Source organism: Streptomyces sp. NPDC033178 (assembly GCF_055577685.1).
This window is the reverse complement of sequence record NZ_JBVIPT010000027.1, coordinates 105,842-122,230: the sequence shown is the minus strand read 5'-3', so window position 1 is coordinate 122,230 and position 16,389 is coordinate 105,842. Positions and strand designations below refer to the sequence as shown.

Below are 16,389 nucleotides of genomic sequence, written 5' to 3'. Positions count from 1 at the left end.
CAGGACGTGCCGATCCTGTCGGCCCCGCAGAACCAGCAGTGCACCGAGAACTCCACCCAGGCCAAGGGCGACGAGCCGCTCTCGCACATCCTCTCCAACATCCCGGTGCTCTCGGGCAACGGCGCCGACCGCAGCTGATCCACCGTCACAGAGCATGCCCGGGCGGTCCCTTCGCTCTTCACGCGAGGGGCGCCCGGGCTCCTTGACACTATTTTCTGTTTTTGTTTTCTGTCGGTTCTTCCGCTGGTCCTTCCTTATGGCAGTGACGTTTCCCCCGTCGAATCCACGCGGAGCGTTCGGGTGAATTACCGGAGAGCCACACTTTCTGTAGTTTCTTCGACCCCCTGCCCCTCGTTCTACAGCCCGCAGGTCATGGTGCGAGCCGTTCAGGCTGGGCTCGTCCGGTTTCGGCCGTCATAGGGGCATGACCGCAGAGAAAGGGAAGTACGTGAAGCACAAGAAGAGTGCCGTCGTCGTAGTCGGCGCGATCATGGCCATGGGAATGGCCGCCCCGGCCTTCGCCGACTCCGAGGCGAAGGGCGCCGCCGTCGGCTCGCCCGGTGTTCTCTCGGGCAACGTGGTCCAGGTTCCCGTCCACATCCCCGTGAACGTGTGCGGCAACTCGATCAACGTGATCGGCCTGCTGAACCCGGCGTTCGGCAACCAGTGCGTCAACGACTGACGTCGTAACGCACCAGCCGACCGGCTGTGTCACGCCGGCCTTGGACTGCCTTTCGGCGCCAAGGCCGGCTTTCCCACTTCTACCAGCAGAGAAGACAACGAGATTGCGACAGACCCTGAGCAGGGGAATGGTCGCGGCCGCCGCCGCGACGAGCTTCATGTCCCTGTACACCCCCCAGGCGTTCGCCGACACGAACGCGAACGGGGTCGCAGCGGACTCGCCCGGCCTGCTGTCCGGCAACAGCGTGCAGGCGCCGGTGAACGTCCCGGTGAACGCGTGCGGCAACTCCGTGGACGTGGCGGCCGGCCTCAACCCGACGTTCGGCAACTCCTGCGCCGGCACCCCGGGCACGGGCAAGCACAGGAAGCCGGACACACCCAGGCACGCCGCCCCGTCCGGCTACGACTCGGACGACCGTGACGGCTCCGACTACGGCTCCGACTACGGCTCCGGCTACGACTACGGCTATGACTCCGACTACGGCTTTGGCTCGGACGATGGTTATGGCCCAGGCCACGGCTACGACTCGGGTGATCGGTACGGCTCGCACCATGGCCACGGCTCCGGTCACCACGGCTCGGGTCACCACGGCGGTCCCGGGCACGGTGGGGGTTCCGGTCACCACGGCGGTGGCTCCTCCACGCACGGCGCGACGCACAACTCGCCCGGCGTCGCATCGGGCAACAACGCCCATGTGCCGGTGGACGTGCCGGTGAACGCGTGCGGCAACACCGTGGACGTGGTCGCCCTGCTGAACCCGGCGTTCGGCAACAAGTGCGCGCACCACAGCGGCTCGCAGCGCAACGGCTCGCAGGGCCATGGCCCGCAGCACAACGGGCCGCAGGGCCACGGCCCCCAGCACAACGGCCCGCAGCACAACGGGCCGCAGGGCCATGGCCCTGGGGGTTACGGCGACGACACCCCGCCGACCAGGCCCCCGAGCATGCCGCCGGCCTCACCACCTGCCGAGCCGCCGACCACGCCGCCTACGAAGCCGCCGACCACGCCGCCCACGAAGCCGCCGAGCACTCCTCCCGCTGCCACGCCTCCCACCGCCGCGCCGCCGGCGGCCAACCCGCCGACGGAGGCGCCTCCCGCCACCGCACCATCGACCAGGACTCCGCCTGTCACGACCCCGCCTGCGACGGCCCCGCCTGTCACGACTCCGCCCACCGCCGCGCCGCCGGCGGCCAACCCGCCGACGGAGGCGCCTCCCGCCACCGCACCACCGACCAGGATTCCGCCTGTCGCGACCCCGCCTGCGACGGCCCCGCCTGCGACGACTCCACCTGTCACGGCTCCGCCGACCACGACCCCACCGGTCGTGAGTCCGCCGGCGGCCGTGGTGCCTGCCGCGACCCCTCCCGGGCCGGGGCCCGGGGCGCCGCAGTTGGCGCACACCGGCAGTGACGGGCTGCTCGCGGCCTCGGTCGCGAGTGCGGGGCTGCTGGTCGGTGGAGCGGTGCTGTACCGACGAAGCCGGGTCGCGTCCCGTCAGTGGTGACGCGTCGGGTGCCGGACGCCTCGCGCCCGGCACCCGTACTGTCAGTGACCCGCCGCCCCGAGCACCCCGCGCCGCTCCCGGGCGCTCGGCACGGGCACCCGGGCCGGCCCCGTACGCAGCCGGCGCCGCACCCCTCGTACGAGGGTCCGGGCAGTGAACGAGGCGCCGTGCACGAAGCGCATGGCGGGGCCGAAGGCGGAGGCCGTGACCAGGCCCGCCAGGAAGAGGCCGGGGCAGGAGGACTCGAACTCCCGCCCCACGCAAGGGGATCCGTCGGGTGACGCGGCCAGGGTGCCGCGTACGTCCTCGGCCAGCAGGTCCAGGCGGTCGCGCGTCGCCCTGAACCCCGTGGCCGCGATGACGTGTTCGGTGTCCAGGGAGGTCAACTCGCCGGAGCGGCCCAGTGTTTCGAGGCGCACGGTGCCCTGGACCGGGTAGGCCGCCGCGACCTCCCGGCCCAGCAGCAGCTCGACGGCCGGCTCGACCCGGTCACGTACCCACCAGGCGCCCGCGGGGCCCAGTGCCGTGGCGGCGACCCGGGTGCGGGTGGACTCGGGGAGAGCGCGGAAGGCGTCGGGGCGTTCGGCGTAGAACCAGTTGCGCCAGCCGCAGCCCAGGCCGCTGTGCGGGGCGCGGGCCGACTGCCACCAGGGGCGGTCCCAGGGCGGGGGCACGTCGTTCCACCGGAGTCCGCCGGCGCGGGCGATCACCCGGACGCGGGTGCCCTGTTCGGCGAGCAGGGCCGCCGTCTCCAGGGCCGCCTGGCCGCCGCCGATGACCGTCACATCCTTGCCGCGGAAGCGGTCGAGGTCGCCGTGGTCGCTGCTGTGCGAGACGTGCTCGGGGCCCAACTCGCCGAAAACCGCAGGCACTTCGGTGAAAGGCAGGACACCGACCGCCAGGACGACCGTTCGCGCGCGGACGCTCCTGCCGTCCTCCAGGACCGCCTCGAAGCCGCCCAGGCAGGGGTGGACACCGGTCACCATGCGCTCGTCGGCCTCGGGAACCGCGTGCCGCGCGAACCACAGCCCGTACGAGGCGAACACCTCCACCGGGACGGGCTCCCCGTGCCGGGCCCGTACGCCCTGTTCCGCGCAGTAGGTGTCCAGGCGCAGACGGCCCTCGGGGTCCGAGAGGCTGGACGCCCACGGCTCCGACTTGAGGAACATGCCGCGGGGCATGTGGTCGCGCCAGGACGCCATCGGCCGGCCGAACACACGCAGGTTCAGGCCGGCCGCCGCGGCGTGGGAGGCGATGGACAGACCGTAGGGACCGGCCCCCACCACCAGCAGGTCGTACATCAGCAACTGCTCGCTTTCTCGTCGTCGGACAGGGGGTTGGCGTCGCGGCGGGCCGTCTGCCGGACGACCCGGGCGTCGGCTGCCGGTGCGGCCGGGGACCGGCGGGCGCGGTGCAGCACACGGCGGCCCACATGGCGGGACCACAGCGTCCACAGGGCGGCGCCGGGCGCGAGGTCGTCCCGGGCGTGCCAGGCCCGTTCGGTGCCGGAGCCGAGCGCGGCGAGCGGCGCGTAGTTCTCCGCCACGAAGGTCCGGCCGGGCAGTGGGGCGGGCGGCGGCAGCGGACGGTGGGTCAGATCCAGGTGCAGCGCACGCACCACGTCGAGCCCCGACCCGTCCGCGAAGAGCCGGAACTGGGCGCCGGGCCGCGGATTGAAGTCGAGCAGGTGGTAGGCGCCGGTGGCGTGTTCGCGGCGGAAGTCCAGATCGAAGATGCCGCGGTAGCCGAGCGCCGATGTCAGGCGTTCCGCCAGCAGCTGCACGGCGGGGTTCGGGGTCCAGCGGCCCACCGCGGTCAGCCCGGCCCCGCGCGGCCAGGCGAGCAGCTTGCGGCCCGGGCCGCCGCCGCACACCGCCCCGGACCGGTCCGCGTACCCGTGGAAGAACCAGTCCTGGTCGGGGCCCGGCGGCAGGAACGCCTGGAGCAGCAGTCTGCTGCCCGCCTCCTCGGCGCGGCGGCACAGTGTGTGGGCCTCCTGTGCCGAGCGCAGGACCGCCGTGCTGCGCAGGTCCGTACCCGCGGGCAGCAGCCAGGGGCGGCTCCACTTCGCGACCACGGGCAGCCCCAGCCGCCGGACGGCCGCGGTTGCCTGTGCCGGCGTGTCGGGCACCAGCGTCGGCGGATGCGGGATGCCCGCGGCCTCGCACACGGCGGCCAGTTCCGCCTTGTCCGCGACGCGTTCGGCGAGACCGGCGGGGGAGAGGGGAAGCAGATAGCGGGGCGCGAGAGCGTCCCGCATCCGGTCCACCGCGATCGCGCTCGCGTCATCCATTGGGATCAGTACGGCGGGACGGGACACCCGGGCCGCCACTCGGCGCAACGCCAGCGCGATGTCGGCGGGAGAGGCGTCGGGTGCGGGCGGCGGATGCATCCGGTGGACAAAGCGCGATCTGCGCACCGGACTTCCGGTGGAATCGGCGACCACGTGCACGTCGATTCCGGCCCGGCCGAGGGAGCGTACGGCTCCCAGCGTTCCGTGGTGAAAGGGATTCCGGTCGATTCGCAGAAGTACGGCGGGAACACGGGTGTCGAAGGGCGACATGGGCATATTTCCTTGAGGTCTCTTCTGTTGTCTCTTCTGATGTCTCACTCGTGCGGGTGATCCGGGATTTCTCCGATTGCCCGGCCCGGTTGGCGCATTGCACATTTATGTGACTGGGTGTCAGTGGACGGTGGAAAAGGAACGCGAGGAGCGGACATGGCCCCACTGCAACGGACCCGAACCAGACGGCTGGCATACGCCACCGCCGCACTCACCGCCGGACTCGTCGCGTCGGCCGCCCTCGCCTCCGGGCCGGGGTACGCCGTGGGCACGGGGGTGGGGGATCCACCGGCTCCGACGCCGACCGCTCCCTCCGCCGTCGTCGCGCCCGTGGCGCCGGCGGGGCCCGTCGCCCCGGCGGCGACCGCGACAACCGAACCGGCCACCCCGACCGCGACGCCCTCGAAGGAGGCCGGGGGCCCTGCCTTCGGCGCCTACCTGGACTACGGCCCCCGTGGCGTGGCCCGGATCGCCGAGCTCAGCCGCTGGCTGGGCGGCGCCGACCTGCGCGTGGCGCACACGTATCTGCCCGGCGACCGCTGGAGCAACATCGAGGGCCTGCCCGGCTTCCTCGACACCTGGGCGGACTGGCGGGCGGACGAGGACGACCGGCTCTTCGTCCTCAACGTCCCCATGCTGGAGCGCAACGAGGAGAACGTCTCCGACGCGGAGGTCCGCTTCCAACTGCGCCGCGGCGCGGCCGGAGCCTTCGACCAGCACTTCCGCAGGCTGGCCGAGCGGCTGGTCGACCTGGAGGCGCCCGACACCGTCATCGTGCTCGGCTGGGAAATGAACGGCATGACGTACACCCATCGCTGCGGCCCCGACCCGGAGGCCTGGAAGAAGTACTGGAACAGAATCGTCACCACCATGCGGGCGGTGCCGGGGCAGAAATTCCGGTTCGACTTCGCGCCGAACCGCGGCCGGGACGCCATTCCCTGGACCCAGTGCTATCCGGGGGACGACACGGTCGACATCATCGGCATGGATTCGTACGACCAGCCGCGGGGCCAGTCATTCGACGAGGCCGTGTCGGAGCCCTACGGACTTCAGGCGCACGTCGACTTCGCGAAGGCCCACGGAAAGCCGATTTCCTATCCGGAATGGGGGCTCTTCCGCAACGGCGACAACCCGACGTACATGAAGCGCATGCTCGCGTGGATGGACGAGCACAAGCCGCTGTACAACACGCTCACCGACTACTGCCCGCACGGCGTGTGGCAGTGCGGGGACAACCCCAAGGCGTCCGAGATCTACCGGGCGGCGCTCTTCGGCCGCACCGACACGACACCGCTGCCCAAGCCCACCGACCCGGCGCCGAAGCCGACCGCACCGACCCCGGTGCCCAAGCCGACGCCGCCGAACCCGCCGAACTGCTCGCCGCTTGAGCTGGGCGACTGGGTCGAGTACTGGCTCGGCGGGAAGCTCTGCCTGCGCTTCGACTGGTGGTCGCGCCACCGCTGACCGGGCGACCGCCGACGGGGCGGTGGCGGCGGGTCGGTCACGGCCTGCCGCCACCGCGTTCCCTCCAGCCGTGGAAGCGGTCGAGCAACTCCTTGCCCCGGCTGCGGGCGGCCACGTCACAGACGGCCGCCGACATCAGCGGGGCCGTCCGCCGCCGGGCCAGCAGGAAGCGCTGGTTGACGACGGGCTGGGGCCGCCAGTGGTGCTTGTAGGGCTCGTTGCCGCGCAGCAGGCTCAGCACCCGGCGGCCACCCGCCTCGGTGTGCTGGGCGCAGGCGTGCAGCAGCATCGTCGCCACGTCCGCCTTCCGCTCGCGCAGCTGCGGATGGGCGCCGTACAGATAGCCGCCCGCCAACTGCCGTGACAGCAGCGTCAGATCGACCGCCATCACGGTGTCGCCCAGCCGGAACTCGGTCACCACCGCGTCACCGGCGTCGACCATCGGCCCCACCGACCGGACCAGATGCTCGGCGAACCGCTCCTGCAGATGCTCGGTGGTCACCTTGCGGCCCTGCCACTGGAGCCGGTGCAGTTCCAGGAGCCGGCGCAGGGCCGCGCCCACCTCGTCGGGGCGCACGGCGCGCCGTTCGACCCCCAGCGAGGTGAGTTTGCGCAGCTTGGCGCGGACCCGCTGCTGGGCCTTGGCCGTCGCGAGCCGTCCGATCAGATCGTCCATCGACGCGCCGGGCAGCTCCAGACACAGCGAGTCCAGCACACGCCGTCGAGGCCCGCGCCAGCTCGCGTAGACCCGCTCCACCGCGCCGCCGGGCCGTACCTCGCGGAAGTCGATCAGCGCGGTGCGGGCGGCCGTTGCGAGGCCCTCGGCGAGGCCGGCGGCCGCCCGGTCGGCCCGTTCGCCGTCCTCGATGAGCACGTCACCGAAGTCGGAGATGGACCCGCCGAGCGGCACCAGGGCCGGCCACGGCTGCCGTACGAGCATCAGTGGGGCGGCGGCCACCAGTTCACCGCCCTCGCGGACGAGGAGGAGCCGCAGCCGCCCGGGTCTTCCGTACGAGAGCCACCAGGAGTGCAGCCAGGCATGGCTCTGGAACGGGGTCGCCGCGCCGCACCGCCGGTACAGCCGCCCCCACTCCTCGGCGAGGCGACCGAACTCCCGCTCGTCCGTGCACAGTTCGGTCCGTGCCGCGCCGGTCGCGGCACCGGTCACCGTGCTGTTCACAGCTGCCCGTGGACGTCGGCGGCGGTGGCAGGGCCCGGCACCGACGGGGTGGGCGGGACGTCCGAGGACCGGCGCGGCCGGATCAGCAGCACCAGCCCGCCGAGCAGCCCGCCCGCGCTCGCGCCGACCAGCCCGGTCACCGTCGAGGTCGCCGACGACGCCTCGGTGGGCTTCATCGCGCGGGAGAACTGGAGCAGCTCCACATGGGTGCTGTCCTCGGCGGAGTTGGCGTGCCGGGTCAGCGAGCGCGACACGGCGTTGGCCATGTCCGCGGCGAGGTCGGGGCGCGCGGAGGTGGCGGTCACGGCGACCATAGGGGCGTCCGGCGAGGTCGCCGTCCGCACGCTCTCGCGCAGCGTCGACACCGGCACGCCCGCCCACACCTGGGCGTCCCCGAGGACCGCGAGCTGGGTGGCGACCCGGCCGTACGCCTGGGCGAAGCCGAGCGCCGCCGCCGGGTCCGACTTCTCGTCCGGGACGGCGATGACATAGCTCGTGGCCGAGTACTGCGGTGTCTTCAGCTCGCCGTACGCGCCGCCGAGCAGGCCGCCGAGGAGGGCGCCCGCGGCCAGCAGGGACCAGGGCGGCAGCCCCTTGGCGCGGACAAGTGCCGTCACCGGCCGGCCGGTTGTACGAGTGGGGTTGTCGGTCATGCGGAACTCACTCCCAGAGTTGCGGCCGTGTAGATGTCCATGAGCCGGTCGGCACTGCGGGCGATGCTGTAGTGGCGGGCCGCCTCGGGCGCGGCGCGCGGCCCCGGGCCCTGGGCCCGGACCTGCCGCAGGGCCCGTACGAACGAGTCCGCGCCGCCCTGGACGCGCCGGGCGAACGGGGCGGCGCCCGGTGGCAGGTCGTCGACGGCCGGGCAGGAGACGTAGAGCACGGGCAGACCCGCCGCGAGGGCCTCCACGACGGCGAGCCCGAAGGCCTCCTCGGCGCAGGGCGAGGCGAGCGCGTCCATGGCTCCTATCAGGGAGGGCAGATCGGGACCCGAACCGCCTTGTGAGGCATCGGTGTTGGGGCGCTCGCCGGTGAACAGCACCCGGTCGGCGACCCCCGCGGCCTGCGCCGTACGCCGCAGCACGTTCTCCTCCGGACCGCCGCCGACCAGCAACAGCCAGACGTCGTCGGGGAGTTCGGCCAGGGATCGGACGAGCACCTCGAAGCGCTTGGTGGCCGTCAGACGTCCGACACCCCCGACGACGTACGCGCCCTGCGGCAGCCCGAGCCGCCGCCGGGTGCTCTCGCGCCGGGCCGCGTCGAAGCGGAAGCGCGCCACGTCGATGCCGTTCGGTACGACCTCGATGCGCGGCCCGGGGACGCCCCAGCGGCGCAGGCGCTCGGCGACCGTGGGCGAGACGGCGACCGTCGCGTGCCCCAGGCGCTCGCTGGCCAGGTAGAGCCCGCGGACGCCCGCGGTGAGCCGCCTGCCCTCCATCTGCGAGTCGCCCAGCGAGTGCTCGGTGGCCACGACGGCCCGTACACCCGCGAGGCGCGCGGCGATCCTGCCGTACACGCAGGCGCGGTATAGATGCGTGTGGACGACGTCGTACCGGCCGCCGCGGATCTCGCGGACGAGACGCGGCAGCGCCGACAGGTCCCGGTTGCCGTGCATGCCGAGGTGCATGACGCGTACGCCGTCCGCGGTGAGGTCCTCGGCGACCGCGCCCGGGTTGGTGAGGGTCACCACGTCGCAGTCGACCGGCAGGTGGCGGACCAGGAGGCGCAGTTGCTGCTCGGCCCCGCCCACCCCGAGACCGGTGATGACGTGCAGGGCCTTCACGGGGTCTCCTTCACCGGGGACTCCGGTGACGCGGGGGACGGCAGGGACACGGAGGCGGAGAGGGGCTCCGGAGGCGCGAGAGGAACCGGCCGACGGCGGAGCCGGTTGAGGCGGTACTTCAGCAGCAGCCGCCAGGAGGTGTCGTTCTCGCCGATGTGGACCCGGGGGAGGGCGAACGGTCCGGTCAGCGGGCCGGGGTCGATCGCGCACGCGTACTCGTAACCGGCCGCGCGCACCACGTCGGCGACCCGCTGGTCGACGGTCCCGTACGGGTAGCAGAAGCCGAGGACCTCGCGGCCCGTCAGCTCGGAGAGCAGGGCCCTGCTGCCGCCGACCTCCGCGCCGAGCAGGGCGTCGTCCGCCTTGGTGAGGTCGAGATGGGTGAGGCCGTGCGAGGCGATCTCCAGGCCCTCGGTGTCCGCGAGCCGGCGGATGCCGTCGGCGGTGAGGAGCGGCTTGCGCGGGCCCAGCGGGTCCCATTCGTTCGTGCCGCCCAGCCTGCCGGGGAGTACGAAGACGGTGGCGCCGCAGTCCCAGCGCCGCAGCACCGGAAGGGCGTTGTCGGTGAAGTCCGCGTACCCGTCGTCGAAGGTCAGCCCCACCAGGTCCTTCCCCTCGCCCCGGGCGCGGGCCGCGAGCAGCTCGGCCATGCTCACCCCGCGCAGGCCTCGGCGGCGCAGCCAGCCGAGCTGCCGGTCCAGCCGGTCGGGCGAGACCGTGATGCGGTACGGGTCGTCCGAGCAGTCGCCGACCGAGTGGTACATCGCCACCCACAGGGGTGCGGCCGGGCGCGGTTCGGTACGGGTCAGGTCGGGGGTGTCAGCGGAAACGGACATGCGGCAGCCTTCGTGTGACGGAGCGGAGGGCGGTACGGAAGGCGGGCGCGACGGCCTTGACGCCGAGCACCCGGAGCAGCAGGACGTAGACGACGGTCACGGTCAGACCGCCGGCGGCCAGGGCGAGTTCGGGGGAGTCCACGCGGCTCGCGCAGAAGGCCCCCGCGACGGCCGCGCACACGGCGGCCCGGACCGGCTTGGACAGTTCGTGGACGACCCGGCGGGTGCGGATCGGTACGCTGCGCCGCTCGCCCATGCCGGACAGCAGCAGGGCCGCGGTGACGGTGATCCCGATCGCGTTGGCGGCGGCGATCCCGCGCACCCCCCAGGCCTCGACGGTTCCCGCGCCGATCCAGGAGGTGGCGACGATGCCCGCCGCCATCGCGGCCAGCGGGTACCAGGTGGGCCGGCCGGCCGAGAAGTACGTCCGCACCAGCGCGCCCACCAGCGTGTGCCCGAGCAGTCCGACGGAGTAGACCCGCATGACGGTGGCTGTCGCCGCCGTGTCCTGGGCGGTGAACGCGCCTCGCTGGAACAGGAGGTCGATGATCTGCGGCGCGCACGCGAACACCGCGGCGGCGCCCAGCAGCACCATGCACGAGGCGACCGCCACATCGCGCTCCACCCGGGAGCGGGCCCGCTCGGTGTCGCCCTCGGCGAGCGCCTGCGCCAGCACCGGGAAGGTGACGGTGCACAGCATCAGCGAGAGCGTCATCGGGATCTGGGCCACCTTCTGCGCGTAGTTCAGATGCGAGATGGCTCCGGAGGGGAGGGTCGAGGCGAGGAAGCGCTCGATGAGGACCTGGGACTGACGGCACAGGGCGAACATCAGCACGGGCGCGATGAGGGCGAGTTCGACCGAGTGCTTCACCGAGGGGACCGGGCCGTCGGTGGCATCGGTGACTTGAGGGGCCTTGGTGGCCTTGGCGACCTCGGGGCCTTCGAGGGGCGACGGGCCCTGTGCGGCGGCTGCTTCGGCCTCCGGGGCGGACCGGCGGCGGCCGAAGAGCTGCCGGGCGAGGGAGGGGGCCTGCGCCGCCACCATCAGACAGCCGCCCAGCGCGACGCCGACGGCCGCCGACCGTACGCCCCAGCGGCCGCCGAGGACGAACATCGCCGTGATGATGCCGGTGTTGTAGGCGACGTAGATGGCCGCGGGCGCCAGGAAGCGGCGGTGCGCGCGCAGGGCCGCGCTGCAGTATCCGGCGAGCCCGAAGCTCAGGACGCAGGTCGCGGTCAGCCGCGTGCAGTCGACGGCGAGACCGGGGTCGGGCAGCCCCGGTGCGAGGGCCGCGACCAGGTAGGGCGCCCCGGCCATCAGCAGCGCCGCGACCGCCACGAAGGCCAGCGCGAGGCGCGGCAGCGTCGAGGCGACGAGCGCGCGTACGGGGTCGGCGCCGGTGCCGGTCCCGCGCGCCCGCCGGGCCACCGCCAGGCTGAACGCCGGGACCAGCACGAACGCCATCCCGTCCTCGATCAGCAGCGTCGCCGCGACCTCCGGCACCGTCCACGCCACCAGGAAGGCGTCCGTCTCGGTCCCGGCCCCGAAGAGATGCGCGAGCGCCTGGTCCCGGCCGAGACCGAGCAGGGCACCGGCGATGGAGAGAACGGCGGTGACGAGCGTGGCCTTGGCGAGGAACCCGCGGGTGAGCTGGGCGACCTCGGTGGGCGGCGCGGAGTCGGCGGGCGACGCGGTGTCGGCGGAGGGCTCGGCAGCTGCGCCGGACGCGACCCGGGCCGCGGGCAAGGCGACCGGGGTCTTGGAGACCGGGCTTTCGACGACCGCGTCCCTGCCGCGCCCGGCGGCATCGAGGGCGTGCCGCCGGACCGCGTCCGGGTCATGCCGTCCGGCCGCGAGCCCCGCGCCAGGGCGGCCCTCGACTCCTGCCGCCGGTCGCTGCTCGGCCGCGGACGCGGGGCCGCGCCTCTCGACGGTGGTCCACGGGCGGCGCCTCCCGGTCGTGCTCGCCGGGGCGTGCTTCGCGGACGGAGCCCCCTCACCGGGGTGCCCCACGGGCGTGGACGTGGGGGCCGACCCGGGTGCAGGGTTCGCACCGCGCCCCTCGACCCCAGCTTCCGTCCCCGTTCCGGAACCACGCCGGCCCTCGGCCTCCGGCTTGGAACCACGCCGGCCCTCGGCCTCCTGCCCCGAGCCACGACGGCTGTCGGCTTCCGGGCCCGAACCAAGCAGGCCCTCGGCCTCCGGCTCCGAACCAACACGGCCCCCGACCCCCGGCCCCGACCCACCACGACCCCCGGCCCGGACCACCGCGTCCTCCCCCTCCGCCCGGGAAGGCGTCACCGTCATCGGTCCCCGGCCTCCTCGGAGGCCAGCGCCCACCAGGCGCCGAGGCCGAAGAGGACCGCGGTCAGTGCGGTCGAGGGGCCGCCGATGTCGGCGTACGCGAAGTCGACGAGCTGCCAGGTCAGCAGCCCGCACGCGACCAGTGCGCAGTCGAGGCCGCGCGGCGCCTGCCGCCGTTCGTGTACGAGTCGCCGGGCGCGAATGAGCCTGCGCAGCCCGCACACCAGCAGGGCCAGCCAGCTCCCGGCCAGCGCGAGCAGCCCCAGCAGCCCCTGCTCGCTGAGGATCAGGAGGTACATGTTGTGCGGCGACAGGAGCGGCTGGCGCTTGAAGCCGGCGCCCGCGCCCTCCGTGTCGCTGCCCGACGACAGGGCGAGCGAGGCGTGCCCGTCGCGATGGTCGGGGAAGCCCTTCAGCCCGACCCCGGTCAGCGGCTGGCCGCGCCACATGTCGACCGCGGCCGCCCACATCGTGTAACGGTCCGTCACCGACTGGTCCGGCGCGTCCGCGACCTGCGTGATGCTGCTGATCCGCTCCTGGAGCATCGCGGTGCCGACCCCGAACCCGCCCACGAGAACCACCGACGCGGCCGCCACCGCCGCGAACACCTTCACCGCCCGCCGCATCCCGGCGAGGACCAGCTGGACCCCGCATGTCACGGCCGTCGCGATCCACGCCCCCCGGCTGAACGACAGAGCGAGCGGCAGCAGCAGGGCCAGCGAGCACAGCGCAGCCGCGGTCCGCTGCCGGCCCGGCCCCGCGCCGAGCGCCAGCCCGAGCGAGCACACCACGCCGAAGGACACCACGGTCGCCATCCCCATGACGTCCGCCGCCCCGAACGTGCCGACCGCCCGGATCTCCTCGCCCATGTACGAGGCCCCGGTCCCGGTCGCGTACTGATGGACCCCGATCGCCCCCTGCCACAGCGCGAGTCCGACGAGCGACCAGGCGACCAGTCGCGCGTCCCGCCGGTCGCGGATCAGCAGCATGACCGCCACGGGGACGAGCACGAAGATCTGCAGATAGCGCACCAGCCCGGTGATCCCCGCCCCCGGCGAGACCGCCCCCGCCGCGGCGAGCGCGATCCCGACGACGGGCAGGGCGAGCACGACGGCGGCGGTATGGGACAGGGGGCGCCGGCGGTCGCGTACGAGGCGGACCGCGCAGTACAGCACGACCAGTCCGGACACGGCGTCGGCGACGGTGCCGCCTCCTCCGTCGCCGCCCCCGGAGACCGGCAGCGCCATCATGGCGACGAGGGCCACCACGGGCAGCACGGGAAGGAACCGGCGCGGCGCCGACGCGGCGGTCGTGGGAGGAGGAGCGGTCAGCAGCTGGGTCACGCGGTCAGCTCCCCGTCGGGCGCACGAGCGCGGCGGCGGTGCGCAGCAGGATGCACACGTCCTGCCAGAGCGACCAGTTGTCGATGTACGCGTTGTCGAACCGGCAGCGGTCCTCGATCGAGGTGTCACCGCGCAGCCCGTGGATCTGCGCGAGCCCGGTGATCCCGGTCCGCATCCGGTGGCGGGCCGCGTAACCGGGGTACGTCTGGCTGAACTGGCCCACGAAGAACGGTCGTTCGGGGCGCGGACCGACCAGACTCATGTCGCCCCAGAAGACGTTCCACAGCTGGAGCAGCTCGTCCAGCGAGGACCGGCGCAGGAAGCGGCAGAACCAGCCCATCTCGTGCTCGTTCGCCACGCTCCACCGCGTCGCCGCCTCGTGCGCGTCGACCGGCCGGTGCGTACGGAACTTCAGCAGGGTGAACGGCCGCCCGTCCTTGCCGATCCGCTCCTGCCGGAAGACCACCCCGGGCCCGTCGACGATCCGCAGCACGACCGCGCACACCAGCAGCACCGGACTGACCATCAGCAGCAGCACCCCGGACACCAGCACGTCGAGCAGCCGCTTGCCTGCGCTTCCGTACCGCCGCCCCACCGGCAGCCGCCGGCAGGCGAACCCCGCGAGCCGGTCCGTCCTCTCGTACGCAGGGGAGTCCGCGTCCACCTCCCACACCGCGCAGCCCGACTCGCCCAGCGCCCGCAGCAGCGGCCCCTGTTCGGTGCGCGCGGCGGGGCCCACGACGAGCACGTCCTGCACGCCGTTCTGGATGAGCGCCCGCTGGACCTCCTCGCCCGTGGTGAGGACGGGCAGCCCCTCGCCGCCGGACGTCTCGTCGGAGACGACGCCCACCGGCCGCACCCCGCAGCCCGGGTGACGCAGGAAGGCGGCCGCCACGCGCTGTGCCGTCGCGGACCGGCCGACCACCAGGGCCGCGCGCGGCCGGCGCAGCAGCGCCCGGCGCCGCCGCCCGTGCACAGCGCCGCGGCCCAGGCAGCTCGCCGCCGACTGCAGCGCGCAGCCGAGGAGGAGGGTGCGGGCGGACAGCGCGTGGTCCGGGGAGTACGCCGCGAGCAGGGCCGCGAGCGCGCACCAGGCCACCGCGACCCGGCCGCAGACGGCGGGCAGTTCGTCCAGCACCGCGGGGACGGGCGCGGCGCGGTACAGCGACCCGTGGGCGTTCAGCCACAGCACCGCGAGCACCAGCGAGGCGAGCGGAAGCGGATGCGTCCAGGGCAGTACCAGGCCGCCGCCGAGCAGCGCCGCGCAGACGTCCACGGCCGGCAGCGGCAGCCGCGAGGCCCGCCGAACGAACGGCCGTCCGCCGCTGGGGAATCTGAAGCCGCCGGCGGCCTCGCGCGGCGGGATGACCGAGACGGGCGAGAATCCGTGGTCCGTCGCCCGCGGCCGGCCACCGGGGGAGGGAACGGTACTTTCCGCAGTCACGTGTGGATGGACTCCCTGCACTCGGTGGCTTCCACGCCCGTGTTCCGCCCTCTCGGCCGCGTCGACCGCGTCGGCCGGGTGCCGATCAGCTCGCGGTACACCTGGGCGACGGCCTCGGCCGTGCGCCCGATGTCGTGCGTGGTCGTTACGTACCGGCGCCCCTGATGGCCGAGCGACTCGCGCAGCAGCGGGTCGAGCAGCAACTCGGCGACGGCCGCGGCCAGTTCGTCCGGCCGGTCCGGCGGCACCAGACAGCGCGGTCCCTGGCCCGGCGGCAGACTCTCGCGCGCCCCGTCCACGTCGGTGATCACGACGGGCCGCCCGCACGCCATGGCCTCCAGCGGCGCCAGCGCCATGCCCTCCCAACGGGACGGCAGGACCACCAGATCGGCGGCCTGGTACCAGGGCACGGCATCGGTGACGGCTCCGGCGAACAGCACGGACGCGGGAGCGGCGGCCCGCAGCGCCGACGCGTCCGGCCCGTCGCCCACCAGCACGAGCCGCGCCTGAGGCGCCCGCCGGGACACCTCGCGCCAGGCGTCGAGCAGGACGTCCTGCCCCTTCTGCCGGCACAGCCGCCCGACGCAGACCACGAGGGGCGCCGCCGGATCGATCCCGTCGAGCAGCTCGATTCCGGCCCGTACGGTCCCGACCGACGCCGGGTGGAAACGCTCCGGATCGACCCCGTTGGGGATCACGGTGAACCGCCCGGCGATCCCCGACCGCCGCCCGGTCCGCCGCTCCGCCTCGCTGACGCACACCACCCGGGAGGCCCAACGCGCTCCCAGTCGCTCCCAGTTGAGGGCGAGCAGCCCGGTGATCCCGCCGGCCGCCTCGAATGACCAGGCGTGCGGCTGGAACACGGTCGGCACCCGCCCGCGCACGGCGAGCCGCGCCGCGAGTCCCGCCTTGGCGCTGTGCGCGTGCACCAGGTCGGGGTCCACCTCCCGCACGACCTGACGCAGACTCCGTACCTCCTGCGCGAGCCACGGCCCGGGCGAACGGGTCGCGTGCCAGGTCCGTACGCCGCAGCCCAGGGCCTCGGCCGCCGCGGCGAGCGAGCCGCCCGCCGGACAGGCGACGGTGACCTCGGTCCCGGCGGCCAGCTGGGCCCGTACGAGATCCGTGATCACGCGGGCCACTCCGCCGTCGACGGGCTGGGAGACGTGCAGGACCCGCGGCCGAAGGCCGGGCGGTGACAGTTGCATGCGTGCGTTCCTCGCTCACGGGGCTCACGGATGGCGCTCGGAGGGGCTCAGGGGAGGTCACTGGGGAACTCACGGGA

The 16,389-nt window shown here is 73.8% G+C and carries 14 protein-coding genes; 4 read left to right on the top strand and 10 right to left on the bottom strand.

Features of this window, described 5'->3' with window-relative positions; all coding sequences use genetic code 11:
• The 3 genes from ACZ5VQ_RS44490 to ACZ5VQ_RS44480 all read left to right on the top strand — a co-directional run.
• Positions 1–138: rodlin (locus ACZ5VQ_RS44490; protein WP_469109994.1), on the top strand; the 138-nt coding region annotated here is incomplete at its 5' end.
• Positions 139–424: 286 nt separating this feature from the next.
• On the top strand, positions 425–682 hold the full coding sequence (locus ACZ5VQ_RS44485) for a chaplin (protein WP_469109987.1): 258 nt from the start codon (positions 425–427) through the stop codon (positions 680–682).
• Positions 683–785: 103 nt separating this feature from the next.
• Entirely contained in the window at positions 786–2,186 is a 1,401-nt protein-coding gene (locus ACZ5VQ_RS44480; protein ID WP_469109986.1) for a chaplin, read from the top strand.
• Positions 2,187–2,227: 41 nt separating this feature from the next.
• On the opposite strand, the gene ACZ5VQ_RS44475 is transcribed toward ACZ5VQ_RS44480, so the two are convergent.
• Together ACZ5VQ_RS44475 and ACZ5VQ_RS44470 are read right to left on the bottom strand one after the other, a co-directional pair.
• Entirely contained in the window at positions 2,228–3,487 is a 1,260-nt protein-coding gene (locus tag ACZ5VQ_RS44475; protein ID WP_469109985.1) for an NAD(P)-binding domain-containing protein, read from the bottom strand.
• Positions 3,487–4,749, bottom strand: coding sequence for a carboxylate--amine ligase (locus ACZ5VQ_RS44470; protein ID WP_469109984.1), 1,263 nt, complete (start codon positions 4,747–4,749; stop codon positions 3,487–3,489). The genes ACZ5VQ_RS44475 and ACZ5VQ_RS44470 overlap by 1 nt, the downstream gene beginning before the upstream one ends.
• Positions 4,750–4,905: 156 nt before the next feature.
• Between ACZ5VQ_RS44470 and ACZ5VQ_RS44465 the strand changes: the two genes are divergently transcribed.
• Complete coding sequence (locus tag ACZ5VQ_RS44465) at positions 4,906–6,213, top strand: glycoside hydrolase family 26 protein (protein WP_469109983.1); 1,308 nt, start codon at positions 4,906–4,908, stop codon at positions 6,211–6,213.
• A gap of 37 nt (positions 6,214–6,250) precedes the next feature.
• On the opposite strand, the gene ACZ5VQ_RS44460 is transcribed toward ACZ5VQ_RS44465, so the two are convergent.
• From ACZ5VQ_RS44460 to ACZ5VQ_RS44425, 8 genes are all read right to left on the bottom strand, one after another.
• Positions 6,251–7,393 (bottom strand): GNAT family N-acetyltransferase, encoded by a 1,143-nt coding sequence (locus ACZ5VQ_RS44460; RefSeq protein WP_469109982.1) that lies wholly within the window; start codon positions 7,391–7,393, stop codon positions 6,251–6,253.
• A complete protein-coding gene (locus ACZ5VQ_RS44455; protein ID WP_469109981.1) occupies positions 7,390–8,046 on the bottom strand; it encodes a YveK family protein in 657 nt (218 codons plus the stop codon). The genes ACZ5VQ_RS44460 and ACZ5VQ_RS44455 overlap by 4 nt, the downstream gene beginning before the upstream one ends.
• The gene (locus tag ACZ5VQ_RS44450; RefSeq protein WP_469109980.1) at positions 8,043–9,176 is read right to left on the bottom strand and encodes a glycosyltransferase; all 1,134 of its coding nucleotides are present in this window, start codon (positions 9,174–9,176) and stop codon (positions 8,043–8,045) included. Before ACZ5VQ_RS44450 ends, ACZ5VQ_RS44455 begins: the two co-directional genes overlap by 4 nt.
• Positions 9,173–10,012, bottom strand: coding sequence for a polysaccharide deacetylase family protein (locus tag ACZ5VQ_RS44445; RefSeq protein ID WP_469109979.1), 840 nt, complete (start codon positions 10,010–10,012; stop codon positions 9,173–9,175). Before ACZ5VQ_RS44445 ends, ACZ5VQ_RS44450 begins: the two co-directional genes overlap by 4 nt.
• Entirely contained in the window at positions 9,996–11,759 is a 1,764-nt protein-coding gene (locus tag ACZ5VQ_RS44440) for a lipid II flippase MurJ (RefSeq protein WP_469109993.1), read from the bottom strand. The genes ACZ5VQ_RS44445 and ACZ5VQ_RS44440 overlap by 17 nt, the downstream gene beginning before the upstream one ends.
• Before the next feature lie 557 nt (positions 11,760–12,316).
• The gene (locus ACZ5VQ_RS44435; protein WP_469109978.1) at positions 12,317–13,660 is read right to left on the bottom strand and encodes an O-antigen ligase family protein; all 1,344 of its coding nucleotides are present in this window, start codon (positions 13,658–13,660) and stop codon (positions 12,317–12,319) included.
• Between the two features lie 4 nt (positions 13,661–13,664).
• Positions 13,665–15,104 carry an exopolysaccharide biosynthesis polyprenyl glycosylphosphotransferase gene (locus ACZ5VQ_RS44430; protein WP_469109977.1) on the bottom strand — a complete coding sequence of 480 codons (1,440 nt, stop codon included), beginning with the start codon at positions 15,102–15,104 and terminating at the stop codon, positions 13,665–13,667.
• On the bottom strand, positions 15,101–16,312 hold the full coding sequence (locus tag ACZ5VQ_RS44425; protein ID WP_469109976.1) for a glycosyltransferase: 1,212 nt from the start codon (positions 16,310–16,312) through the stop codon (positions 15,101–15,103). Before ACZ5VQ_RS44425 ends, ACZ5VQ_RS44430 begins: the two co-directional genes overlap by 4 nt.
• Positions 16,313–16,389: the final 77 nt, after the last annotated feature.

What these genes read in the sequence shown, in the direction of transcription:
- ACZ5VQ_RS44445 (WP_469109979.1), bottom strand. Translation starts at nt 10,012, where the DNA reads ATGTCCGTTTCCGCTGACACCCCCGACCTGACCCGTACCGAACCGCGC.
- ACZ5VQ_RS44475 (WP_469109985.1), bottom strand. Translation starts at nt 3,487, where the DNA reads ATGTACGACCTGCTGGTGGTGGGGGCCGGTCCCTACGGTCTGTCCATC.
- ACZ5VQ_RS44455 (WP_469109981.1), bottom strand. Translation starts at nt 8,046, where the DNA reads ATGACCGACAACCCCACTCGTACAACCGGCCGGCCGGTGACGGCACTT.
- ACZ5VQ_RS44485 (WP_469109987.1), top strand. Translation starts at nt 425, where the DNA reads ATGACCGCAGAGAAAGGGAAGTACGTGAAGCACAAGAAGAGTGCCGTC.
- ACZ5VQ_RS44470 (WP_469109984.1), bottom strand. Translation starts at nt 4,749, where the DNA reads ATGTCGCCCTTCGACACCCGTGTTCCCGCCGTACTTCTGCGAATCGAC.
- ACZ5VQ_RS44425 (WP_469109976.1), bottom strand. Translation starts at nt 16,312, where the DNA reads ATGCAACTGTCACCGCCCGGCCTTCGGCCGCGGGTCCTGCACGTCTCC.
- ACZ5VQ_RS44465 (WP_469109983.1), top strand. Translation starts at nt 4,906, where the DNA reads ATGGCCCCACTGCAACGGACCCGAACCAGACGGCTGGCATACGCCACC.